Here is a 21,951-nt window from a genome sequence, read left to right as displayed (position 1 = left end):
TCAGCACGTCGACAAAAACCATGGGTGAGGATGTCCCACACCGTCGGTCGCGGCGAGTAATCTTAAGTGATACACTTGTATAGCATGCTCCGTCATGAAGTCCAGACGGGCCGTCCTGGCAGGAAGCGGAACTGTCAGTGCAGCCGCATTGGCGGGGTGTGCGTCGCGGCTACCCGGGGTGGGTGCTGGCGGCGACGACGAGGTACCGACGACGACGACCGAACAGTTCGACGACGGCGACACCTACGTGGGGATGGTGTACGCGACCGGTGGCCTCGGTGACGATTCGTTCAACGACATGGCCAACCGCGGCATCAAGCGCTCGCGCGTCGAGTACGGCGTCGAGTACAGGAACGAGGTGCCGGACTCCCCCGGCCAGATGCAGGCCCTCCAGAGCGAGTACGCGTCCTCGTCGAACCCGAGCTTCGACCTCGCGGTCTGCGTCGGGTTCCTCCAGACGGACGCGCTCAAGCAGACCGCGGAGGCCCACGGCGACCAGCAGTTCATGCTCATCGACTCGGTCGTCGACCGCGACAACGTCGCGAACTACGTGTTCAAGGAGCACGAAGGGTCGTTCCTCGTCGGCCACCTGTCGGCGCTGCTCACCACGCGCGAGTTCGCCGCGGGCGCCGGGAGCACGAACCCCGACGCGACGACCGTCGGGTTCGTCGGCGGCATCGAGTCCGACCTCATCAGGAAGTTCGAGGCCGGGTTCAGGGCCGGCGTCGACCGGGTCGACGAGCAGGTCGACGTGCAGACCGCGTACGTCGGTGCGTTCGACGACGTCGAGGGCGGGAAGGAGGCGGCCGCGGCGATGTACGACGACGGCGCGGACGTCGTCTACCACGCCGCCGGTGGCGCCGGCCTCGGCGTGTTCCAGGCCGCGCAGGAACGCGGACGGTTCGCGATGGGCGTCGACTCCGACCAGTCCGAGAGCGACCCGCGGTACGCGAACGTCATCCCCGCGAGCATGGTCAAGCGAGTCGACACCGCCGTCTTCCAGGCGGTCGGGAACGTCGTCGACGGGAGCTTCCAAGGCGGGAGCGTGAACTCGCTCGGACTCGCCGAGAACGGCGTCGAGCTCGTCTACGGCAGTGCGCTCGGGGACGAGATGCCGAACGACGTGACCGACGCGGTCGCGGCGTCCCGGGAGAGCATCGTGAACGGCGACATCAGCGTCCCGACGACGCCGGAGGGGAACTGACATGGGAGACGACGACAGCGGTTCCATCGCGGCGACGGTGACGCCGGAGTTCGTCCGGCGGCGGTACTCGGTGAAGTTCGCGGTGTCCATCCTCATCGTCGTGCTCGTCATCGGCGCGGCCGGGTTCTACGGCTACCAGCAGACGAAGGACACCGTCGAGACGAACACGAAGTCCCAGCTCCGCGAGGCGAGCGACCTGCGGGCGGCGGCGCTCTCCGGGTGGACGGAGAGCATCCGCGACCAGACGCGGTCGGTGTCCGCCGGTGAGTCGCTCCGGGCGAGCGGCGACGCGGACTCGTACCTGCAGACCGAGCAGTCGCGGTTGTCCGACGACATCCTCGGCATCCACCTCGTGAACAGCTCCACGAACAGCGTGATGGCGAGCACCGACCCGATAGCCGGGTTCGAGCTGTCGAAGCTCGGGGTGCCGTGGGCGAACGCGCAGGTGACGTCGGGGTCGGCGGAGGCCTCGGACCGCGTGTGGGTGTCGAGCAGTTCGTACGAGTCGCCGCTGATGCCGTACACGCGCGGCCAGGTGGTGGCGTTCGCGAGCGCGGTCCCGAACGCGGACGACCGGTACGTGGTCGTCGTGACGCGCATCCAGTCTCGCCTCGATACGGTGAAGGGCGGTGAGACGGCGGGACGGACGCAGATCGTGAACGCGAGCGGTGGGACGGTACTGGACTCCGGCAGTCAGGTCGACGGGTCGCTGCACGAGAGCGCGCTGTCGGCCGCTCGCGAGTCCGGCGACCCGCAGTTCCAAGAGGCCGGCGGGGAGGTGCACGCGTACTCGCGCGTCGACGGCACCGACTGGGTGGCGATGACGAGCGTCGACACGGCGCAGGCGTTCCAGGTGCGGAACGCGGTCCTGCAGTACGTGGCGTTCATCGTGCTGTCGGCGCTCGGGATGCTCGCGGTCGGCGCGGTCGTGCTCGGCCGGCAGACGGTGACGCCGCTGGCGCGACTCCGCGACCGGGCGAGCGAGATGGAGGACGGCGAGTTGAACGTCGACCTCCAGTCGAACCGGGTCGACGAGATCGGGCGGTTGTACGGGGCGTTCGCGTCGATGCGGGACTCGCTCCGCGACCAGATCCAGGAGGCGGAGATGGCTCGCGAGCGCGCCGAGACGGCGCGCGAAGAGGCCGAGCAGCTGAACCGGCATCTGGAGCGGAAGGCCGACGAGTACAGCGACGTCATGGGCGCGGTCAGTGACGGCAATCTGACCGCGCGGATGGACACCGCGTCGGAGAACGAGGCGATGACGGAGATCGCTCGGGAGTTCAACGAGATGATTGCGGAGATCGACCGGACGGTCGCGAACCTCCGGACGTTCGCGACGGAGGTCGCGGGGTCGAGCGAGGAGGTGACGGCGTCCAGCGAGGAGGTCCAGAGCGCCAGTCGCCAGGTCAGCGAGTCCGTGCAGTCCATCAGTGACGGTGCGGAGCGCCAGAACGAGCAGTTCCAGGCGGTCAGCGGCGAGATGGAGTCGCTGTCGACGACGACCGAGGAGATCGCGGCGACGACGAACGAGGTCGCTGACATCGCCGAACGCACCGCCGAGACGGGTCGCGAGGGGCGTGCGGCCGCGGAGGCGGCGATCGACGGGATGACCGAGCTGGAGTCCGGGTCGAAGTCCGCGGTCTCGGCCATCGAGGACCTGGAGGCGGAGATGGCGCAGATCGACGAGCTCATCGAGTTCATCGCCGACATCGCGAAGGAGACGAACATGCTCGCGTTGAACGCGAACATCGAGGCGTCCCGCGGTGGGAGCGAGGCGGCGGCCGAGGACGAGGGGTTCGCGGTGGTCGCGCAGGAGGTCAAGGAGCTCGCGAGCGAGACGAAGGAGGCAGCGGACGACATCGAGGCGCGCCTGGAGAGCATCCAGCATCAGACCGACGAGACGGTCTCGGAGGTCCAGTGGACGGCGAATCAGGTCGCGGCGAACACGGAGCGCGTGGAGGAGGCGGCGAGCGCGCTCGACGAGATCGCCGAGTACGCTGCGGAGACGAACCGGGGCGTGCAGGAGATCAGTGCGACGACCGAGCAGCAGGCGGCGAGCACGCAGGAGGTCGTCGCGATGGTGTCGGAGGCGGCGACGATCAGCGAGGAGACGACGTCGGAGGCGGAGAACGTCGCGGCGGCCGCCGAGGAGCAGACGGCGTCGCTCTCGGAGGTCACGGAGAGCGCGGGGCATCTCGCGCAGCGTGCCTCGCAGTTGAGTCGGGCGCTCGACCGGTTCGACACGCAGTCCTCGGAGTCGGCCGACGACGGGTTCGTCGCGGAGACGGAGGCTGCGGTCGAGTTCGACACGGACGCGGTTGCGGCCGACGATGCTGACGGCGACGGGGCGTTCCCGGACGACGGCGAGCGCTCCGACGCGAGCGCGCTGGCGGACGCCGCCGGCGACGCAAGCGCGGACGGCAGTGACGCGACGGTCGAGAACGACGACGACGCGACCAGCGACGACGACGCGTCGGCCGAGGACGGCGACGCGCTCGACGACGACGCGTTCGAGTTCGGCACCGGCAACGACGCCTGAACGTCGGCGTTCCGACCGCGTAGCGGCTTCGGTTCTGTTTTCTTCGCGCACCCTGCGAGCGACGACGGTCGTGCTGCGACGTGCGCATCCGCGGGTTGGTCCGGGGACTGACGCGCTCAAGTCCAGTAGCGTGGGGACTGCCGCGTTCAGGTCCGACTGAGTCGGGGAGCGACGAGGAGCTGGATGCGTCCGTCGCCGTCGGCGACGTCGTACGAGAACGCGACGGGGGCGTCCTCGTCGAGGTGGACGTCGACGGGTGCGTCGTCGGGGAGGACCGGTGTGAGTGCGGTGAGGTAGCCGACGGAGAACAGCGACCCGCCGGGTGCGGGGTCGAAGGCGTGGCAGTCGCTCGCTGCACGGTCGAAGTCGACGGTGTCGGCGTCGCCGTCGGCGTGGGCGTACAGGCGGTCGGGGTCGGTCGCGAGCCCGAGTTCGAGGGTGTCGGCGACCATGTCGGCGGCGTCGATGGCGCGCGCGAGGACGCGGCCGTCGACGGTGACGGTTCCGTCGAGGTCGGCGGCGATGGCGACGGTGTCCGGTGGGGAGCGGACGGCGTCGGGGTCGATGAGCGCGAGCTGATAGGCGAGTTCGCCGATGCGGACGTGGAGTGTTCGGGTGGTCGCGTCGACGGCGAGTTCGACGGGGTCGTCGCGGTCGGCGAGCGCGAGGACGTCCTGGAGGCGGTCGAGGGCGACGCCGAACCGCATGGCCGTGGCGTCGTAGGCGTCGAACGCGTCGGCGCGGAGTTCGAGGTCGACCATGCCGACGGTCGCGGCGTCGATGGCGGTTATCGCGAGGCCGTCCGCGGAGACGTCGACGATGCACTCGTCGACGACGACGCTCGCGGCGTCGAGGACTGCTGCGAGCGTGCTCGCTGGGGCGATAGCGTGGAGAGCGACGTCCTCGACGTCGAGTCGACTGAGTGGGTCGTCCTCTGGTCGGGCAGTCGGGTCGTCGCCCGCGAGTCGGCTGGTCGGTCGGTCGCTGTCGGTGCTCGGGCTGCCGTCGGGTGCTGTGTCGGGTTGCATGTGCGTGTTCCGTGGGTCGCGTCGACGCGGCGTGAGGGCGGGGCGGGCGGCGGCTGCCGCCCTGCTTGGGTAAGCGATAAGCCGACGGCTACGGGAGTCACGCACGTGGTGCGGGACTCGGCTCGTACCACGACGGCCGGTCGTGCACTCGCGAGCCTGCCAGGGTGGGCGAGTGCGCGACGACGGTTCGGTGCCGCGCTCGTCCGCGCCGACCGCGACCTGTACGGTCACGAACGGGAACTCACGCATAAGGATTACCTAGCCGCGCCGATACGAACCGAGACAGATAATCGGTATCGAATTATATTTCTACCCAGGCGCATAAATTCGTAATCGGTTATTAGTTATGTCTGATTCGTCGGCTCGCGACCGAGGCGTCCTCACGAGCGCGGACCGCGCGTACCTCCGCGGCGACCGCGAGTTCGGAAGCGTACAGGCCGAACGGAACGCTCGCGCCCGCATCCGCCAGCGACTTCTCGACGCCCTGCTCGACTTCGAGGTGCTCGTCGAGGGACTCGAGGACCGGGACCTCGACCTCGTCTTCGAGTCGTCGTTCGCGGACCGCGACGGCACCGAGGCGTTCGACGCGCTCGTCTCCGCCGTCGCCTTCCTCTACCGCGGCGTCGATCGCACCGACCTCGACTTCGAGACCGTCCTCCGGGAGGGCGTGAACCTCGCCGAGGCCGCCGACGACCGCGCCGCCACCGTCTCCCTCGACGTCACCAACCACGACCTGGACGTCGACCACCTCACCGGGAAGCTCGACGCCGGCGAGTCGCTATCGCTCACCGAGATCGCGTACCTCTACGAGTCCACCGAGGTCGGCCGCGACGAGCTCGCGACGTACTTCGACGACGACGCGGGCGAGCTCGACGACGGCCGCGTCCAGGCGAAGGTCACCGACTACTGACCGGAACGACCGCTGCCGGTCGAGCGACCGGGTCGGTCGCCCACGAGACGGGCTCGACCGCCCGCGAGCGGGACTCGGCCGAAGTAGAGGGGGAAGACACTTTCCGGTGGGCGTCGCGCGTCCGACCGTCGGATGGTCGCCGCGCAGGTCTCCCTCCCGTCGAGCGTCGAGCGGGCGGTCGCCGCGGTCGCGAGCGCGCAGCGACGCGTCGACGTCGCCCTCGCGGGGCGCTGGCGCGTCCTCGTCGTCGCCCTCGCGGCGCTCGCACAGACCGTCTCCGCGCTCCGCGTGCTCTCGCGGCCGGGGTATCCGCGGCTGCGGGACTCGCGAATCTTCGAGTACGTCGGCTGGCAGCTCGCGCGCGGCACGACGCTGTACGTGGAGACGTTCGAGGTGAAGCCACCGCTGTCGTTCGAGACGACCGCCGCCCTCTCCATCCTCGCGGGCGACGACCAGTTGCTGTACCACCACCTGAACGTTGCCCTGACGTGCGTCGCCGCGGTGGTCGCGGTCGCGCTCGTCGCGGAGTTCGCGTACGCGTTCACCGGCGAGCCGGCGGCCGCGGTCGCCGCGGGACTGACGCCGTACGTCCTCCCGCAGTTCGCGCTCCGCTCCGGCTTCGGGTTCAAGGCGAAGTACCTCGTGCTCGCCGCCGGGCTGCTCGCGCTCTGGCTGGCCCACGACGAGGGCGACGGGCTCGGTCGGGTCACGGGCGGCGCGCTCGGTCGCTCCGCGAGCGACGTCCTCGCGGGCGCGGCCGCGGCCGCCGCTGTCGGCTACTGGCAGCTCGCCGCCGTCGTCCCGCTCGTGGTGCTCGGGATGGCGGCGCGGCGCGGTCGCGGCGCGGTCGCGCGCGTCGTCGCCGGCGGCGCCCTCGCCAGCCTGGTCGTGCTCGCGCCCGTGCTCGCCGCGGGCGTCGACGGCGTCGTCGCGATGCTGAACCAGACCGTCCTCGTCTCGCAGTACGCCGCCCAAGGCGGGAGCGCGCTCGACCGAGCGGTCCGCGCACCGAACATGCTGCACTGGGGTCGCGGGCTGTTCGCCGCGGGGCTCGTCGGACTCGCGGTCGCGGGATGGCGGGAGCGAGGGCGGGACGGCGCGTGGCCGGTGGCGGCGTGTGGCGCGTGGTTCCTCGCCGTCGTCGTCGCGTTCGACCTGGACGCCGCCCCGGACCTGTTCCCGACGCTCGCGTTCGTCGCGGTCGGCATCGGCCTCGTCGCCGGCCGTCGCGGGCCCGCCGTCCGCGGCGTCGTCCTGGCGGTCGCGGTCTGGGCCGCGGTCGTGAACGTCGCCTTCCTCGGCGGGTTCGGCGTCGTCGTCGAGCCGTTCGACCTCGCCGACGGGCCGCCGCCGGTCGCCGACCCCGGCGACGTCGAGGCGCCGTACTCGACCGCCGAGCACCACGCGCTCCTGTGGTACGGCATCCCCGCGGAGACGTGCCACGTCTTCTACGGGCCGACCCAGCAGGCGTGGGTCGAAGCCGTCGACGGCGACCCGCTCGCGGAGCGCTGCCGGACGACGTTCCCCTGACCGCCGCCGCGGGACTCTCCCGATTCGTCACCTACTTGCCGAGGACGCGCCTACGCGCTGGCAATGGAGTTTCTGGAGCGGCGTCAGGGGCTCGTGAACGACCGGCTCCGCGAGGTGCTGTCGGGCGTGGAGCCGGGAGCGCTCCGCGAGCAGGTCGAGCACGTGTCGCTCTCGGGTGGGAAGCGCGTGCGACCGGTCGTGACCGTGCTCGCGTGCGAGGCCGCGGGCGGGACCGCGGAGGACGCCGTCGATTACGGCGTCGGCATCGAGCTCGTGCACAACGCGTCGCTCGTCATCGACGACATCATCGACAAGTCCGACCTCCGGCGGGGGACGGGGTCGGCGTGGACCGAGTACGGGCACGGGCCGGCTATCGTCGCGAGCGACGGCCTGCTCGGGGAGGCGTTCGCGCTCTTCAGTCAGGACCCGCAGGCGACGCAGGTGGTCGCGGAGGCGATGGTGGAGCTCGGCGAGGGCGAGGCGACCGAGCTGGCGGCGATGCCGACGAACGAGGAGGAGTACATGGAGCTGGCGCGCCGGAAGACCGGGGCGTTGTTCCGTGCGGCCGCGGAGCTCGGGGCCATCGCGGCGGACGCGGACCCGTACACGGTCGAGAAGCTCGGGGAGTACGCCGAGCGCGTCGGCGTCGCGTTCCAGATCCGGGACGACGTCCTCGACGAGACGGCGGACGCGGACGACCTCGGGAAGCCGACCGGGATCGACGAGGCGATGGAGCGGCCGTCGGTCGTGCAGGTCACCGAGCTGTCGCCGGCGGAGGCGACCGAGCGCGCGGAGGCGGAGTCGGAGGCGGCGCTCGACGCGCTCGCGGCGGTGGACGCGGACGACACGGAGGCCGGCCAGTACCTCCGGGACCTGGCGCGGTTCGTGGTCGTCCGCGAGCGCTGACCGCGCGGTTCGTCGACGTCCGCGACAGACGACTGGCGGCGACAGCGTCGAGTAGCACGCCGTTCCCGAAACGCGAGGGAGCGCGTCGGTCTCGAACCGCTGTCAGTTCGCGGGGTCGACGCGTTCGGGGTCGTCCTCGGCGTCGCTCCCGAAGTGCGTCTCGGCGACCGCGAACGCGAGCGTCGACGCGAGCCCGAGCAGCGTCCCGCCGAGGAGCGTCACCGCGAGGAACGGGAGCGAGACGAACTCGAGGAAGTACGCGCTCACGCCGTACAGCACCATCCCCATCGCGACGACGTAGAACGGCGCGTTCAGGTACCGCCACTCCAGGCGGCCCGCGATGTACTCGTCCGTTATCTGGCCGAGGCTGGTGGTGACGCCGGCGGCGGCGAACCACTGGACTGCGCCGTAGACGAGCGCGGCGAGCACCTGGAGGACGCCGAGTTCTCCCGCGGTCCGCGCACGGACTGCGTCGAGCGTCTCCACGCCCGTGACGCCGCCGACGCCGAGCAGCGCGGCGGCGACGACGTAACTCAGGATGGTCATCCGGCCGGCGTACAGCGACGACCGGACGCGTCGAACTGCCTCGTCGAGGCGGTCGCCGACGCCGAGGCCGCGACCGAGGACGTAGAAGCCGATGGCGGCCGAGGACAGCCCGAGGACCTCGCCCGGTAGCTCGAGGAGGTCCGCGAGGATGGCGAGCGGGTAGATGAGCAGCAGGATTCCGAGCGGGACGAGGATGGTCCCGCGGGTCTCGGGGTCGTTCATCACCTGCTTGAGCGTGTAGTACATCGACTCCAGGTCCTGTGCCTGGCGGACGACGACGCGTCGGACGCCGTCGACGGTGACGCGCGAGCGGATGACGGGGATGACGGACTCGTCCTGCGCACCGTCGGTGACGATGAGCGCCTTCACCTCCTCGCTCGTCGCGAGGCTCGCGAGCACCTCGTCGACCTCGTCGCCGACCGCGCGGTTCGCGCGGACGTCGCCCTTCTCGTTGCCCGTGACCGCCGCCACCTCCACGCGCTGGTCCGTGATGGTGTCCGCGAGGTGGACGCCCTGGAAGAGCACGTTCACGTCGGAGTCCTCGGGGTCGGCGGTCGCGAGCTTGACGGCGGCGTCCTCGACCGCGTCGCGTCCGACGACCGGCGTCTCCACGTCGGTCTTCCGACCGACGTCGTCGTCCAGGTCGACGCAGACCACGAGCAGCATCGTCGGTACCTTCGCCACCGCCGTTTATCTGCTTTTGGTTGCTACGAGGTCGACGGAACCGCGTCGCGTTCGCGATTCCCGGGACCGTGGCGGGTGAACCGCGTCCCGTTCGCGACCCACTGTCCATGGCGGGTCGTGACCGCCAGGAGCCGGGATTCCGACGCGTTCATGGCGCCGCAGGCCCGACCACTCGCGCATGAGCACCGGCGTCGCGAGCGGACGAGACGAACTGGCCGGCGGCGACGTGATCCGGCTCTTCGAGCAGGCTCGCGTGGAGCGCCGCATCGAGAACGGGACGCTGCCGGCGTGGGCACGACGCCAGTACGAGGCGTTCGACGAGAAGCTCCTCGGCGACCGCAACGGCACGGACTTTCCGTGTCACTTCGGCGTCGAAGCCCAGCAGAACGGCGGCGCGCTCTACACGTTCGTCCCGCTCGACGGGGACACGGACGCGGCCGGCGCCGACGCGTTCGACGTGACCGCCCTCGACGCGCTCGCCGACGTCGTCGAGGCGTACCTGGCGACGCGCGAGATGCACGGAACGCGCACGAGCCTCGTGACGTTCTTCGAACCGCCCGCCGACTCCGACGCGTGGACCGAAGCGGACTACCGCGAGGCGTTCTGGGGCGTCCTCCAGCACCTCCACGACGTCGACACCGCGCCGTGGCCGGCGGACATCGCTACCGACCCCGCCCACCCGCAGTTCGAGTTCTGTTACGCGAACGAGCCGATGTTCGTCACGGGTGCCGCACCGTTCTACGGCGAGCGCGCGAGCCGGTACAACGGCGTCGGCCTCGAGGTGACGTTCCAGCCGCGGAGCGTGTTCGCGGGCATCACCGGCGACACCGACGCCGGCCAGCGCGCCCGCGAGCAGATACAGGACCGCATCGACGGCTACGACGACGTCCCACCCCATCACCACATCGGCGACTGGGAGGACGACGACAGCCACGAGTGGAAGCAGTACCTCCTCCCCGCCGGCGACGAGACGTTCGCGGACGACGCCTGCCCGCTCGACGTCCACCCCGTCGCGGTCGACGAGGACCCGGACGAGTCATCGACCGGCGGTGAGGAGGCGTGACGATGGACGCGACCGAGAGCGAGGAACGACGCCGCCCGGACCGCGGGACCGCGCTCGTCCTCGTCGACGTCCAGGAGGGGTTCGACGACCCGGCGTGGGGCGAGCGGAACAACCCGAACGCGGAGGCGCGCATCGGCGACCTCCTGTCGGCGTGGCGGCGACGCGGCTGGCCGGTCGTCCACGTCAAGCACGACTCGACCGAACCGGACTCGCCGCTCCGCCCGGACGCCCCCGGGAACGCGTTCAAGAGCGAGGCGGAGCCGACCGACGGCGAGCCCGTCCTCCACAAGTCCGTCAACGGCGCGTTCGTCGACACCGACCTCCAGGGTTGGCTCGAGGACCGCGGCATCGACCGGATCGTCTGCTGCGGGCTCACGACCGACCACTGCGTGTCCACGACCGCGCGGATGGCCGAGAACCGCGGGTTCGACGTCACCGTCGTCGCGGACGCCACCGCGGCGTTCGACCGCACCGCGCACGACGGCGACGCGCTCCCCGCCGAGGACTCCCATCGCGCCGCGCTCGCGCACCTCCGCGGCGAGTTCGCGACCGTCGTCGACGCCGCAGCGCTCCTCGACTGACCGGCGACCGCACCGTCGGCAACCGGTCTCTCCGGCAGTACGGCTACAACCGTGGAGCACGTCGTCCACTCGCATGGACGGCATCAGCGGGAAGACCGCGCTCGTCACCGGCGCAGGGTCGGGTATCGGCCGCGCATCGGCGTATCGGTTCGCGGAGGAAGGTGCGAACGTCGTCGTCGCCGACGTCACCGAGGACGCCGGCCGGGAGACCGTCGCGCGAATCGAGGCCGCCGGTGGCGACGCCACGTTCGTCCCCGTCGACGTCGCCGACGTCGCGTCCGTCGAGTGGATGGTCGAGACGACCGTCGAGACGTACGGGAGCCTGGACTTCGCGCACAACAACGCCGGCATCCTCACCGACTTCGTCGAGACGACCGGCATCAGCGAGGAGAACTGGGACCGCATCATCGACGTGAACCTGAAGGGAATCTGGGCCTGCATGAAGGCGGAGCTCCCCGTGATGGAGGCTCAGGGGCACGGTGCGATAGTCAACACCGCGTCCGAGGCCGGCCTCGTCGGCATGGGCGGGCTCTCGAGTTACTCGGCGAGCAAGCACGGCGTCGTCGGGTTGACGAAGTCCGTCGCGCTCGAGTACGCGAACCGCGGCGTCCGCGTCAACGGTATCGCGCCCGGGCCGACGGAGACGAACATCCAGTCCGGGATGCTCGGCGGCCAGGGCGGGTCGTCGTCGCTCCTCGGTCGCCTGCGGTCGGCGTATCGGTCGCTCCGGCTGGTCGTCCGGACGATGCGCGCCGAGTACGACACGTCCGCGATGCGGGACGTCCCGATGGACCGCATCGCGGACCCCGAGGAGATGGCGGGTGCCGTCGCCTTCCTCTGCTCGTCGGACGCCTCCTACATCACCGGGCACACGATACCGGTCGACGGTGGACAGGCCGCCGACTGACCGCCGCCGCGACCCCGTCGAGCGCGTTCGGGGCGCGACGACCGCGTTCCGCACGCTTTTTCCCGCTCGACGCGGTCCCTAGGTACAACGAATGATATCGAAGGGCTGCGAGCAGTGCGCCAAGGGCGGCAAGATGGTGATGTTCGTCTACGGGTACTGCGACCAGCGCGATTGCTTCTACTGTCCGCTCGGCGAGAACCGGAAGAACGTCACGGACGTGTACGCGAACGAACGGCTCGTCGAGGACGACGAGGACGTCATCGAGGAGGCAAATCGCATGGACGCGCTCGGGACGTCCATCACGGGCGGCGAGCCCCAGGAGGCGATGGACCGGACCTGTCACTACCTTTCGCTACTGAAGGACGAGTTCGGCGAGGACCACCACACCCACCTCTACACGGGCATCACGGGCGGTCGCGAGAACATGCGGCGGCTCTCGGAGGCTGGCCTGGACGAGATACGGTTCCATCCGCCCGTCGAACTCTGGGGCGACATGCACGGCACCGAGTGGGAGGACATCCTCTACGTCGCTCGCGAGGAGGGCCTGACGCCCGCGTTCGAGATTCCCGGTATCTACGCCGAACCGGAGTTCCTCGAGTTCCTCGACGAGGGCGCCGCCGACTTCTGTAACATCAACGAGTTCGAGATGAGCGACGGGAACTACCGCCGCATGCAGGAGGAGGGCTTCGAGCTGAAGGACGGCCACATGAGCGCCGTCGAGGGCTCGCGCGAGGACATCTTGGACGTGATGGGCGACCACGAGAAGGTGTACTTCTGCACGAGCGTCTTCAAGGACGCCGCCCAGCATCGCCGCCGGTTGAAGCGGATGGCGCGGAACATCCGCCGGGAGTTCGACGAGGTCACCGACGACGGCACGCTCGTCTACGGGAAGACCACCGTTCCGCCGGAGCGCTTCGAGGCGCTCGGCGTCCCCGAGGAGTTCTACACGGTCAAGTCCGACCACGTGGAGGTCGCGTGGTGGCTCTTGGAGGAGATGATCGAGGACGGCGACGTGGACGAGGGCGAGATCGTCGAGCAGTACCCGACCGTGAACGGCACGGTCGTCGAACGCACGCCGTTAGCCTGAGAGCGTCCGGCGGCCGCCAGGCCGCCGGTTCTTCGTTGTCTGCTCGCGGTCGCTCTTTCTCGCGGTCGTCGCGATTCACACCGGATGCGAGCGGCGTCGCCGTTCGCGGGTGCGGAAGGCAAGTCCGACGGCGGCGAGACCGCTGACGGCGGTCGCGATGGACGCGACGCCGAGGTCGGTCCCGGCGTCGAAGTACGTGCGGCGCGTGAACGCGTGGTGCTCGCCGGCGTAGAAGACGGCGATGGAGCCACGACCGGGCCCGGGGAGTGCGCCGAGGCTGTCGGTGACGAAGGCGTCGCCGGCGATGGCGGCGGTGACGAGCTCCTTATCGGCCGACGTGAGGTCGCCGTAGGAGAGCACCCAGTCGGCGTCCCCGGGCGTCGCGGTGACGCCGACGTACGCGAACTCGAAGCGGACGGCGCCGACGCCGAGGACGACGGCGGCGACGACGAGGCAGACGCCGAGGGCGAACGCGAGCGAGGGGACGTGCGGCGGGGGACGCATGCGACATGTAGGCGTCGCGGAACGATAAGGACTGCGTGCGGGCGGCGGAATCGGCGCGGAGCGGGGTCGACGTTCGTGCGCGCGGCGGTCGAATCGGTCGGCCAGCGGTTTCATGTGCGTCTCTCACCACGAATCCGTATGAGCAGGCGACGTCGATTCCTGGCGGCGCTGGGCGGGGGACTGTCGCTCGCGGGCTGCCTTCGACTGGAGGGCGGCGAGGGGACGACCGTCGAGCGGACCACGGGGACGGCGGGACCGTCCCCGTCGTCGACCGCGGCCCCGACGACGGAGGCACCGACCGAGGAGCCGACCGACGAACCGACCGAGGGGGACCCAGAGCCGGTGACGGCGCTATCGGGGACGTGGGAGCAGTTCCGTGGTGACGCGCGCAACACCGGCGTCTCCGGGGAAGCGTCGGGGTTCTCGGGCGAACCCGCGGAGACGTGGCGAGCGCCGGCCGGGAACCACACGCTGCTGAACTCGTCGCCGGTCGTCGCGGACGGCCTTGCGTACGTCGAGGTGGACACGGGGATACTGCGGGCGTACGACACGGCCGACGGGTCGGTCGCCTGGGAGCAACCGTACCCCGATGGCGACGCGGAGGGCCTCGGGTCGGTCGCGGTCCGGGACGGGCTCGTGTACGGTGGGCCGATCGACGACGACGTGTTCTACGCGTTCGACGCCGCGTCGGGCGCGTACCAGTGGCGGGCGTCGCTGTCGACGGGGACGTTCGCGTCGCCGACCGTCGCCGGCGACGCGGTGTACGTCGCGTCGACCGACGGCGTCGTGTACGCGCTCGACGCCGAGGACGGCGGCGAACGCTGGCGGTACGACACCGGCGGCGAGACCGTGCTGGGGACGCCGGCGGTCACGGACGGGTCGGTGTACGTCGCGAGCACCACGCCCCAGGAGCGACCGGACGGCGTCTCCGACCTCGTCGACGAGTACTTCTACTACGACCAGTTCTACCAGTGGGGTGACCTCGAGGAGGACCCGCTCGCGACCGTCGTCGACCTCGACGCGTCGGGGACGGTGCACGCTGTCGACGCCGCCACCGGCGACGTCCGTTGGTCGACGACGCTCCCGGACTTCGTGGTGTCGTCGCCGGCGGTCGTGAACGGCACGGTGTACGTCGGGTGCTGGGACGGGAACGTGTACGCGCTCGACGGCGCGAACGGGAGCGAGCGGTGGCGTGCGGCCGCTGACGCGCCGGTGAGTTCGTCGCCCGCGGTCGCGGACGGGTCCGTGTACGTCGGCGACTGGAGCGGGTCGCTGCACGCGTTCGACGCCGCGTCGGGCGACCGCGAGTGGTTCCTGCCCGTCGGAAGCCACGTCGGGTCGTCGCCGGCAGTCGTCGACGACACGGTATACGTGGTCGGCGACAACAGCGCCGTCGTCGCCGCGTCCACGAGCGGCCGCGTCGAGTGGCGGTTCGAGGGGCCGCGCGGGGACTTCAACGCCTCGTCGCCCGCGGTCGTCGACGAGAGCGTGCTCGTCTGCGGTGACTATCCGGACCCGGACGCGCCCGACGACCGCGACGAGAGCGGCGCGCTCTTCCGGCTCGACGCCGCGTGACGGCGTCGAGGCGGGCCGCCTGGGGTGTCGGCGCTGTCGACGCGTGGTGCGGTCAGTCGACGAGGAACTCGCGGACGGCGTCGCGAGCCTTCGTGGTCGGTTCGAGCCACGGCGTGTGGCCGTGGTCGTCGAGCACGACCATCTCGCCGTCGGGCATGGCGTCCGCGACCGGACGGCCGACGGCTGGCGGCCAGAAGAAGTCCTCGGTCCCCCAGACGAACCGCGTCGGTATCGCGCTCGCGGCCACCTGGTCGCGGACGACGAACCGTTCGTGCATCCCGCCGCGGAGCGTCCCCGCGTTCGTGTTCAGCGAGACGAGGCTGTCGGTCTGTCCGGGGACGCGCTCGCCGGCGAGTCCGACCTCGAGGAGCGCGTCGTCGAGCGCGCCGTCGTCCTCGACGTTGATGAGGGTCCACTGCTCGCGGGCGTCAGCGAGCGAGTCCGCTATCGACCGTCGGAACAGCCACGGGCCGACCTTCGGGGCGTACGTCGCGCGGAACGTCCAGGGGACCTTCCGTGAGAGTCCGCCGGGGGCGCCGACGAGGCACGTCCGCTCGACGCGCTCGGGGTGGTCGACCTGGAGGTGCAGCGCCTGCATCCCGCCCAGGGAGTTCCCGAGGACGCGCGTCGCGTCGACGTCGAGCGCGTCCAGGAGGCCGGTGACGTAGTCGACGCCGAACTCGCGGAGGTCGACGGTTGCGTAGTCGACGGGCGCCGACAGGCCGCGACCGGGCCTGTCGGGCGCGACGACGCGGAAGTGCTCGGCGAGCGCGTCGAACAGCGGGAGCCACGTCGCGGCGGTCGTGCTGAGACCGTGCAGGCAGAGCAGCGGTGGGCCGTCACCCGCTTCGAGGTAATGGACGCGGTCACCGTCCACGGTCGCGGTCCGGGACGCGACGTCGACGTCGACCGTCGCCGCGTACCCCTCCAGCGCGTCGACGAACGCGCGTTCGGCGGGCGCTGGCCGCTCGAGCGGAGTGGTCGTGAGTGGCATACGCGGACCGACCCGCGCCGCGGCAAAAACGCTACCGGCGACGTTCGTCCTCGGTTCGAGGCGTGGAGCGAGACGACGCAGCCGGTAGCGAGGACGAACGCGGGAGTGCGAGCGCGGGAGCACGACCTGGCGAGCCAGAACGCAGTCACGAGTCGCTTCGGACGGGTGTTTGACGTGCGTATCCCATATTTCATTCATTCTTGTATCGTCCGGATTCAGCTGTCGTCGTGTTCGAGAACTACGGGAGTGGTCGTCGTGGAGGCGCGTCACTGACGTCGGCCGCCTCAACGCAAGCGTTTAGGCCTGCGGCCCGCTACACGGTTGCATGGCGGACTGTCCACTGGCCGACGACTGCCCTCGATTCAGCGAACGAGTCGAGGGGATGGGGTGCCAGTCCTACGGCGACCGGAGCGGTATGGAGTGGTGTAAGGACTACGACCAGCCAATATCCGACCTGAAGACCCAGCCGGTGAAGGTCGGCGAGGAGGTCGTCGTCGAGGTGACGGACATCCACGAGAGCGGTGCTGGCGTGGGACGCACGGAGGACGGGTTCATCATCATGGTCGACGGCGTCCTTCCGGACGCGAGGTCGAAGGTGAAGGTGACGAACGTCCACTCGAACCACGCTCGCGCCGACGAGATCGAACGCCTCCCGATGGACGAGGAACTCGACGACGACGACGGCGACGATGCGGAGCTCGGGTACGACGACCCCGACGACCCGGACGACGCCGGTGACGAGGACGAGGACGACGACAGCGGCCGGCGCGTCGACCGCGAGCGCCTCGGGAGTCGCGAGAACTTCTGGGGGAACTAGCCGCCCACCGCGGGCAGCCCATCGACCTGGACAGTCCAACTGCCATCCGTCGTTTCTGCGGACGTCTCTCGAACCGCCACGAGTCGCGATTCTGGCGACCGTCGGTCGCGTCCAGCGCTGCTGCCGACTCGTCGTCCCGGTTCCCGTCCAGCGCTGCCGCCGGCACATCGTATTAGTTCGCGCCGGCCGATGCCTCCGGCATGGACCTGCATCTTGACGGTGACGTGGCGCTGGTGACGGCGAGTTCGAGCGGGCTCGGGTACGCGAGCGCCGAAGCGCTCGCCCGGGAGGGCGCGGACGTGGCAATCTGCGGTCGGGACGAGGAACGGCTCGCGGCCGCGGAGACCGAGCTCGAGGCCGTCGGGGACGGTCGCGTGCTCGCACGGTCCGCCGACCTGACCGACGCCGCGGCGGTGACGGCGCTCGTGGAGGCGACCGTCGACGCGTTCGGCGGTATCGACCACCTCGTCACGTCCGCGGGCGGCCCGCCCTCCGGTGGGTTCCGGGACATGAGCGACGAGGACTGGTACGGCGCGTACGACACGCTCGTGATGAGCGCCGTCTGGACGCTCCGGGAGGCGTCCCCGCACCTCGACGCGAGCGAGCAGGGGACGTGGACAGCCATCACCTCGCGGAGCGTGCGCGAGGTCATCGACGACCTCGTCCTCTCGAACGCCGTGCGTCGCGCGGTCATCGGGCTCGTGAAGTCCGTGAGTCACGAGTTCGGCCCGAGCGTCCGCGCGAACGCCGTCCTCCCCGGCGCGCACGAGACGAGCCGCATCGAGGAGCTCGTCGAGGACGCGGTCGAGCGCGGCGACCACGACACCTACGACGAGGGGCTCGCCGAGTGGGGCGAGGGCGTCCCGCTCGAACGCATCGGCGACCCCCGGGAGCTCGGGGACGTCGTCGCGTTCCTCGCCAGCGACCGCGCGAGCTACGTGAACGGCGTGAGCGTCCCCGTCGACGGCGGGAGCCTCCGGAGCTGAGGAGCCGGGGGCGCTCGGTCGGGAGACTGGCGCACCCGGTCAGAACAGGTCGCGGTCGCGGAGGTCGCTGACGACGTCGCGGACGCGCTGACTGGATTCTCGCGGGAGAACGAGGACGCGGTCGTCGAACGCGGCGACGACGACGCCCTCGCAGTCGACGACCGCGACGTGCGTGTCGTCGGTCGCGACGACGCTGTTCGTCGTGTCGACGAGCGTCGGCGCACTCGCCGGCCCGCCGGCGTCGCCGTCGGACCCCGTGGCGAGCACGGCGTTCCCGGCGTCGTCGGTGTCGAGGATGCGCGCGATGGCGTCCCACGACCCGAGGTCGTCCCACGCGAAGTCTGCGGGGACGACGTACGCGTCGTCGGTGCGTTCGAGGACCGCGTAGTCGACGCTCACCGCGGGCGCGGCGTCGAACGCCGATTCGAGGTCGAGCGCGTCGTCCGCGAGCGGTTCCAGGGGCGTGCCCTCGCACTCGCGGAGGAAGGCCGTGGGCGTCCACGCGAACACGCCGGCGTTCCAGAGACAGCCGAGGTCGACGAGTTGCTCGGCGGTCTCGCGGTCGGGTTTCTCGCGGAACGCCGCGACCGGCGCGTACTCGCCGCCAGCGGGTTCGTCGGGGGCGTCGGCGGCCGCGTACTCGCCGCCTGCTCGCTCCCGGAACTCGCCGGGTTCGACGTACCCGTACCCGGTCGCCGGCCGCGTCGGCTCGACGCCCATCGTCACCAGCCCGTCCGTCTCGACCGCGACCGCCGTCGCGTGACGCGCGACCGCCGCGAACTCGCCGTCGACGTGGTGGTCAGCGGGCACGCAGAGCAACGCGCATTCGCCGAACGCCTCGCGAGCGCGTCGCGCCGCGTACGCGAGCGCCGGTCCAGTGTCCTTCGCCTCCGGTTCGACGAACACCGCGGCGTCGGGCGCGTGCTCGCGGACCGCGTCCGCGTGCTCGCTCCCCGTGAGGACCACGGTCTCGTCGGCGAACGCGACGCGGTCGACCGTCTCGCGGAGGAGCGAGCGCTCGCCGTCGAGCGCGAGGAACTGCTTCGGGCGGTCGCGCCGGCTCGCCGGATACAACCGCGTGCCGGTACCGCCAGCGAGCACGCACGCGACCGTCGTCACCACGTCTCTATCCGACCTTCCTCGATGTCCTCGAGGCAGCCTTGGCAGTCCACCCGTTCCGGGTCGAAGCACGCGGGCGCGCCGTTCTCGTCCAACCGAACCGCACGCTTCTCTGCTTGCAGACGGCAGACGATGCGCACGCGGCCGTGTTCGTCGCGGGGTAGCTTACTCGCCTGCTTGCCCGTGGCGAAGTTCCGCCGGGTCTTGGCGTACTTGCGGCCCGCCGACCGGAGCGTCTTGCGGACGAACTGTCCGATAGAGTCGTCTCTCTCGTCGCTCACTGCGGGCACCTCTCGGAGACGAACGCTCCCATTGTCGTTCGGTTGTAACGGCGCAAACCACTAAGGTACGTTGGTGCAACCGGTCCGTCCTCGGTCCCGGCCGAAACCGGAACGACGTCGAGGTCACCACCCAGAGAGTTGGCAGCTCGAGAACCAATAAAAATCGAGTGACAGAAACACCATGACCACTAGATTCGATAGATTATGAACTTATTTAAGAAGCAGAAACCGAGGATATATCACGATCAGTATGTGGTCCCCAATCGAACGATGGCGAGAACCCATCGACGGTCGACTGGAATCGACGCTCCCTCCCACGATGACCGACGAGTTCCTTCGGGAATGCATCGGCCCGCCACGCGAGCAGTACGACGTGACGGCCGTCCAGGAGACCCTCGCCGACCCCGTCTGGGACCTCCTCGACCGCGGTGGGAAGCGCTGGCGCGCGGTGCTCGCTCTCGTCTGCTTCGAGGCGTTCCGGGCTGACCCGCACGCGCACCTCGACTACGCGTGCATTCCGGAACTCGTTCACAACGGCTCGCTCCTGGTCGACGACGTCGAGGACGAAGCCGCGCTGCGGCGTGGAGGTCCGGCGATCCACCGCGAGTACGGACGGGACGTCGCTCTCAACGCCGGCAACGCACTCTACTTCCTCCCGTTCCACCTGCTCGAACGGACCGCCACCGACCTGCCCTCGGCGACCCAGTGCGAGCTCTACCGGCGTCTGACGACTGAGATACTGAGTCTTCACCTCGGACAGGGGATGGACATCCACTGGCACTCGTCGACACACCCCGAGGTATCGCCGGCGACCTACCTTGAGATGACCGTCCGGAAGACGGGGAGCCTCGCCCGACTCTCGACCGAGATTCCGGCCATCGTCACGAACCAGCCGCCGGCCGTCCGCGAGACCCTCCGGGCGTACGCGACCGACATCGCCATCGCGTTCCAGATAAGCGACGACGTCCTCGACGTCGAGACGGCCGCCGAGCACGGAGGGGACTTCGGGAAAGAGTTCGGGAACGACATCAAGGAAGGGAAGGTGACGCTGTTGACGATTGCGGCACTGGCGGAGGCGGGTCCGGCCGACGCGCGCTTCCTTCGCGAGGTACTGGCCGACGACGACCCGAACCGCGACGACATCGACGACGCGATCGCGGTGCTGCGCGAGACGGGGAGCGTCGAGTACGCCCGCGACCAGGCAATCACGTTCAGCGACCGGGCCTGTAGCCATCTCGAGGAAATCGATCTGCCGGCGGAGTCGCGAGCGGAACTCGAGTCGTTCGCGGCCTTTGCCGTCGAACGCGTCGTCTGAGATCATCAGTCGGCGTTCTGGGCGATGGAGGCGTCGACCTCGAACGTCCCCTGCTGGCGGTAGAGGACGACGAGTGCGACCATCCCGGTTCCGGCGAGTACCGTCCCAGCACCGAGGAACAGCTTCGCGATGCCCGTTGCGCTGCTCAGTACGCCCATCACCGCCATCGCGACGATCTGCCCGATCTTGTTGATGCTCCGGTAGATCCCGATGAGCCGACCGGTGAACTCCGAGCCGCCGTACCGCTGGACGATGGTCGTCCCGCACGACACGACGATGGCGATGGCGACACCGAGGACCGTACTCGCGGCGACCGCCACGGGGACCGTCTGGGCGACGACGAGCGACAGGAAGCTCACTCCAGCGACCGGGAGCGTCAGCGTGAGTGCAAGCGTCTCCGTGATCGACTCCTCGTAGTGCGACATCGCGAGACCGCCCGCGACCGCGCCGAACGAGGTCACCGCGGTAAGGACGCCGTAGGTGGCCTGGCCGAGCGCGAGGACGTCTCTGACGTAGAGCGGCAGTAGTGTCTTGTACGCGTCGATGGTCCCGTACCCGAGGGTACTGACCGCGGTGACCAAGAGCAAGACCGGGGCGGTGTAGAACTGCTGGAGACCGTTCTTGAACTCCACGGAGAATCTGGTCGACGGGTCGGTGTCGACGGTCGACGTCGGCAGTCCGAGGAGGACGAACGCCGTCGCTCCGTAGAGCACGGCCACGGTCCCGAGGAGGAGCTGCCGGGAGAGGGCGGCGAGCGCGACACCGGCGACGCCGGGAGCAATCATCGAGGTGAGTTTGAGGACGACGTTGGCCCTGAGCAGGCGCGAGTTCGGGACGAGTTCGGTCACCATCGCACGCTGTGCCGGCTTGAACACCTCTGCGAACAGCGCGAGGCAGAAGAACGCGAGGTACAGCGCCGGCAAGGACTCGAGGACGAGGAAGCTGGCGGCGACGACGGCGCTGAGCAGTTGCGTGACGACCATCAGCAGGCGCCGGTCGACGCGGTCAGCCAGCGCGCCGGAGAGGGGACTCACGACGACGGTCGGCACGAGACCGATGATGGTGATGCCCGCGACCGGGAGTGCGCTGATTCCATCTTCGAAGACGAATCGGCTGCTGAGTGTTACGAACGAGAACCACCAGCCGAGCGACACTGAAATATTTCCGAGTACAAGCCGGCCGAACTTCGCCGAATGTCGCCGACAGAGTACAGAGGAGACCATGTAATAGAATCACCATCCTCATAATTTAAGTATTTATATATAGTAATCAGTTACTGATTATAGGTTGAATTGAAGTCGGGCGATACCATTTCAGCCACCATGATCGACAGTGCACCATCGACGATGTGGAACAGAGAAGCAGGGGCGGATGA

At 69.8% G+C, this 21,951-nt stretch carries 20 protein-coding genes; 13 read left to right on the top strand and 7 right to left on the bottom strand.

What is annotated here, in order from left to right:
* The first annotated feature begins 94 nt into the window (after positions 1-94).
* Positions 95-1,204 (top strand): BMP family lipoprotein, encoded by a 1,110-nt coding sequence (locus SM754_RS01560; protein WP_323674459.1) that lies wholly within the window; start codon positions 95-97, stop codon positions 1,202-1,204.
* A 1-nt stretch (position 1,205) separates the two neighbouring features.
* A complete protein-coding gene (locus tag SM754_RS01555) occupies positions 1,206-3,743 on the top strand; it encodes a methyl-accepting chemotaxis protein (protein ID WP_323674458.1) in 2,538 nt (845 codons plus the stop codon).
* A gap of 146 nt (positions 3,744-3,889) precedes the next feature.
* Here SM754_RS01555 and SM754_RS01550 read toward each other — a convergent pair whose 3' ends face one another.
* A complete protein-coding gene (locus SM754_RS01550) occupies positions 3,890-4,771 on the bottom strand; it encodes a DNA polymerase sliding clamp (RefSeq protein ID WP_323674457.1) in 882 nt (293 codons plus the stop codon).
* Positions 4,772-5,117: 346 nt separating this feature from the next.
* Here SM754_RS01550 and SM754_RS01545 point away from each other — a divergent pair, with 346 nt between their 5' ends.
* The 3 genes from SM754_RS01545 to SM754_RS01535 all read left to right on the top strand — a co-directional run bounded on the left by SM754_RS01545 (position 5,118) and on the right by SM754_RS01535 (position 8,117).
* Positions 5,118-5,681 carry a DUF8102 family protein gene (locus SM754_RS01545; RefSeq protein WP_323674456.1) on the top strand — a complete coding sequence of 188 codons (564 nt, stop codon included), beginning with the start codon at positions 5,118-5,120 and terminating at the stop codon, positions 5,679-5,681.
* A 132-nt stretch (positions 5,682-5,813) separates the two neighbouring features.
* Positions 5,814-7,211, top strand: a complete 1,398-nt coding sequence (locus SM754_RS01540; RefSeq protein ID WP_323674455.1) for a DolP-mannose mannosyltransferase — start codon at positions 5,814-5,816, stop codon at positions 7,209-7,211.
* Between the two features lie 63 nt (positions 7,212-7,274).
* Positions 7,275-8,117: a polyprenyl synthetase family protein gene (locus SM754_RS01535; RefSeq protein WP_323674454.1), complete on the top strand. Its 843-nt coding sequence runs from the start codon at positions 7,275-7,277 to the stop codon at positions 8,115-8,117.
* 102 nt (positions 8,118-8,219) lie between these two features.
* On the opposite strand, the gene SM754_RS01530 is transcribed toward SM754_RS01535, so the two are convergent.
* A complete protein-coding gene (locus SM754_RS01530) occupies positions 8,220-9,329 on the bottom strand; it encodes a DUF373 family protein (RefSeq protein WP_323674453.1) in 1,110 nt (369 codons plus the stop codon).
* Between the two features lie 196 nt (positions 9,330-9,525).
* Between SM754_RS01530 and SM754_RS01525 the strand changes: the two genes are divergently transcribed.
* The 4 genes from SM754_RS01525 to SM754_RS01510 all read left to right on the top strand — a co-directional run bounded on the left by SM754_RS01525 (position 9,526) and on the right by SM754_RS01510 (position 12,985).
* Positions 9,526-10,410, top strand: coding sequence for a YqcI/YcgG family protein (locus tag SM754_RS01525; RefSeq protein WP_323674452.1), 885 nt, complete (start codon positions 9,526-9,528; stop codon positions 10,408-10,410).
* Between the two features lie 2 nt (positions 10,411-10,412).
* On the top strand, positions 10,413-10,991 hold the full coding sequence (locus tag SM754_RS01520) for a cysteine hydrolase family protein (RefSeq protein ID WP_323674451.1): 579 nt from the start codon (positions 10,413-10,415) through the stop codon (positions 10,989-10,991).
* A 73-nt stretch (positions 10,992-11,064) separates the two neighbouring features.
* Positions 11,065-11,898 (top strand): SDR family NAD(P)-dependent oxidoreductase, encoded by an 834-nt coding sequence (locus SM754_RS01515; RefSeq protein WP_323674450.1) that lies wholly within the window; start codon positions 11,065-11,067, stop codon positions 11,896-11,898.
* Positions 11,899-11,989: 91 nt separating this feature from the next.
* On the top strand, positions 11,990-12,985 hold the full coding sequence (locus SM754_RS01510; protein WP_323674449.1) for a radical SAM protein: 996 nt from the start codon (positions 11,990-11,992) through the stop codon (positions 12,983-12,985).
* Positions 12,986-13,060: 75 nt separating this feature from the next.
* Here SM754_RS01510 and SM754_RS01505 read toward each other — a convergent pair whose 3' ends face one another.
* Positions 13,061-13,489: a DUF7979 domain-containing protein gene (locus SM754_RS01505; RefSeq protein ID WP_323674448.1), complete on the bottom strand. Its 429-nt coding sequence runs from the start codon at positions 13,487-13,489 to the stop codon at positions 13,061-13,063.
* 138 nt (positions 13,490-13,627) lie between these two features.
* Here SM754_RS01505 and SM754_RS01500 point away from each other — a divergent pair, with 138 nt between their 5' ends.
* A complete protein-coding gene (locus SM754_RS01500) occupies positions 13,628-15,064 on the top strand; it encodes an outer membrane protein assembly factor BamB family protein (protein ID WP_323674447.1) in 1,437 nt (478 codons plus the stop codon).
* Between the two features lie 52 nt (positions 15,065-15,116).
* Here the strand turns inward: SM754_RS01500 and SM754_RS01495 are convergent, their stop codons facing one another.
* Entirely contained in the window at positions 15,117-16,058 is a 942-nt protein-coding gene (locus SM754_RS01495) for an alpha/beta fold hydrolase (protein ID WP_323674446.1), read from the bottom strand.
* A 325-nt stretch (positions 16,059-16,383) separates the two neighbouring features.
* On the opposite strand from SM754_RS01495, the gene SM754_RS01490 reads away from it, so the two are divergent.
* Together SM754_RS01490 and SM754_RS01485 are read left to right on the top strand one after the other, a co-directional pair.
* Positions 16,384-16,875: a TRAM domain-containing protein gene (locus tag SM754_RS01490; RefSeq protein WP_323674445.1), complete on the top strand. Its 492-nt coding sequence runs from the start codon at positions 16,384-16,386 to the stop codon at positions 16,873-16,875.
* A 200-nt stretch (positions 16,876-17,075) separates the two neighbouring features.
* Positions 17,076-17,861 carry an SDR family oxidoreductase gene (locus SM754_RS01485; protein ID WP_323674444.1) on the top strand — a complete coding sequence of 262 codons (786 nt, stop codon included), beginning with the start codon at positions 17,076-17,078 and terminating at the stop codon, positions 17,859-17,861.
* Between the two features lie 39 nt (positions 17,862-17,900).
* On the opposite strand, the gene SM754_RS01480 is transcribed toward SM754_RS01485, so the two are convergent.
* Together SM754_RS01480 and SM754_RS01475 are read right to left on the bottom strand one after the other, a co-directional pair.
* Positions 17,901-18,980: a mannose-1-phosphate guanylyltransferase gene (locus tag SM754_RS01480; RefSeq protein WP_501993727.1), complete on the bottom strand. Its 1,080-nt coding sequence runs from the start codon at positions 18,978-18,980 to the stop codon at positions 17,901-17,903.
* Positions 18,977-19,261 (bottom strand): DUF7091 family protein, encoded by a 285-nt coding sequence (locus SM754_RS01475; RefSeq protein ID WP_323674442.1) that lies wholly within the window; start codon positions 19,259-19,261, stop codon positions 18,977-18,979. The genes SM754_RS01480 and SM754_RS01475 overlap by 4 nt, the downstream gene beginning before the upstream one ends.
* A 319-nt stretch (positions 19,262-19,580) precedes the next feature.
* Between SM754_RS01475 and SM754_RS01470 the strand changes: the two genes are divergently transcribed.
* The gene (locus SM754_RS01470; protein ID WP_323674441.1) at positions 19,581-20,576 is read left to right on the top strand and encodes a polyprenyl synthetase family protein; all 996 of its coding nucleotides are present in this window, start codon (positions 19,581-19,583) and stop codon (positions 20,574-20,576) included.
* Positions 20,577-20,581: 5 nt separating this feature from the next.
* Here the strand turns inward: SM754_RS01470 and SM754_RS01465 are convergent, their stop codons facing one another.
* Positions 20,582-21,799: an MFS transporter gene (locus SM754_RS01465; protein ID WP_323674440.1), complete on the bottom strand. Its 1,218-nt coding sequence runs from the start codon at positions 21,797-21,799 to the stop codon at positions 20,582-20,584.
* Positions 21,800-21,951 lie beyond the last annotated feature (152 nt).

It is taken from the genome of Halorubellus amylolyticus (genome assembly GCF_034808145.1).
Taxonomy (GTDB): domain Archaea; phylum Halobacteriota; class Halobacteria; order Halobacteriales; family Natrialbaceae; genus Halorubellus.
This window is presented reverse-complemented; position numbering and strand designations above follow the sequence as displayed.

What these genes read in the sequence shown, in the direction of transcription:
- SM754_RS01550 (WP_323674457.1), bottom strand. Translation starts at nt 4,771, where the DNA reads ATGCAACCCGACACAGCACCCGACGGCAGCCCGAGCACCGACAGCGAC.
- SM754_RS01505 (WP_323674448.1), bottom strand. Translation starts at nt 13,489, where the DNA reads ATGCGTCCCCCGCCGCACGTCCCCTCGCTCGCGTTCGCCCTCGGCGTC.
- SM754_RS01520 (WP_323674451.1), top strand. Translation starts at nt 10,413, where the DNA reads ATGGACGCGACCGAGAGCGAGGAACGACGCCGCCCGGACCGCGGGACC.
- SM754_RS01540 (WP_323674455.1), top strand. Translation starts at nt 5,814, where the DNA reads ATGGTCGCCGCGCAGGTCTCCCTCCCGTCGAGCGTCGAGCGGGCGGTC.
- SM754_RS01470 (WP_323674441.1), top strand. Translation starts at nt 19,581, where the DNA reads ATGACCGACGAGTTCCTTCGGGAATGCATCGGCCCGCCACGCGAGCAG.
- SM754_RS01465 (WP_323674440.1), bottom strand. Translation starts at nt 21,799, where the DNA reads ATGGTCTCCTCTGTACTCTGTCGGCGACATTCGGCGAAGTTCGGCCGG.
- SM754_RS01495 (WP_323674446.1), bottom strand. Translation starts at nt 16,058, where the DNA reads ATGCCACTCACGACCACTCCGCTCGAGCGGCCAGCGCCCGCCGAACGC.
- SM754_RS01545 (WP_323674456.1), top strand. Translation starts at nt 5,118, where the DNA reads ATGTCTGATTCGTCGGCTCGCGACCGAGGCGTCCTCACGAGCGCGGAC.
- SM754_RS01535 (WP_323674454.1), top strand. Translation starts at nt 7,275, where the DNA reads ATGGAGTTTCTGGAGCGGCGTCAGGGGCTCGTGAACGACCGGCTCCGC.
- SM754_RS01515 (WP_323674450.1), top strand. Translation starts at nt 11,065, where the DNA reads ATGGACGGCATCAGCGGGAAGACCGCGCTCGTCACCGGCGCAGGGTCG.
- SM754_RS01510 (WP_323674449.1), top strand. Translation starts at nt 11,990, where the DNA reads ATGATATCGAAGGGCTGCGAGCAGTGCGCCAAGGGCGGCAAGATGGTG.
- SM754_RS01490 (WP_323674445.1), top strand. Translation starts at nt 16,384, where the DNA reads ATGGCGGACTGTCCACTGGCCGACGACTGCCCTCGATTCAGCGAACGA.
- SM754_RS01555 (WP_323674458.1), top strand. Translation starts at nt 1,206, where the DNA reads ATGGGAGACGACGACAGCGGTTCCATCGCGGCGACGGTGACGCCGGAG.
- SM754_RS01500 (WP_323674447.1), top strand. Translation starts at nt 13,628, where the DNA reads ATGAGCAGGCGACGTCGATTCCTGGCGGCGCTGGGCGGGGGACTGTCG.
- SM754_RS01530 (WP_323674453.1), bottom strand. Translation starts at nt 9,329, where the DNA reads ATGCTGCTCGTGGTCTGCGTCGACCTGGACGACGACGTCGGTCGGAAG.
- SM754_RS01560 (WP_323674459.1), top strand. Translation starts at nt 95, where the DNA reads ATGAAGTCCAGACGGGCCGTCCTGGCAGGAAGCGGAACTGTCAGTGCA.
- SM754_RS01525 (WP_323674452.1), top strand. Translation starts at nt 9,526, where the DNA reads ATGAGCACCGGCGTCGCGAGCGGACGAGACGAACTGGCCGGCGGCGAC.
- SM754_RS01485 (WP_323674444.1), top strand. Translation starts at nt 17,076, where the DNA reads ATGGACCTGCATCTTGACGGTGACGTGGCGCTGGTGACGGCGAGTTCG.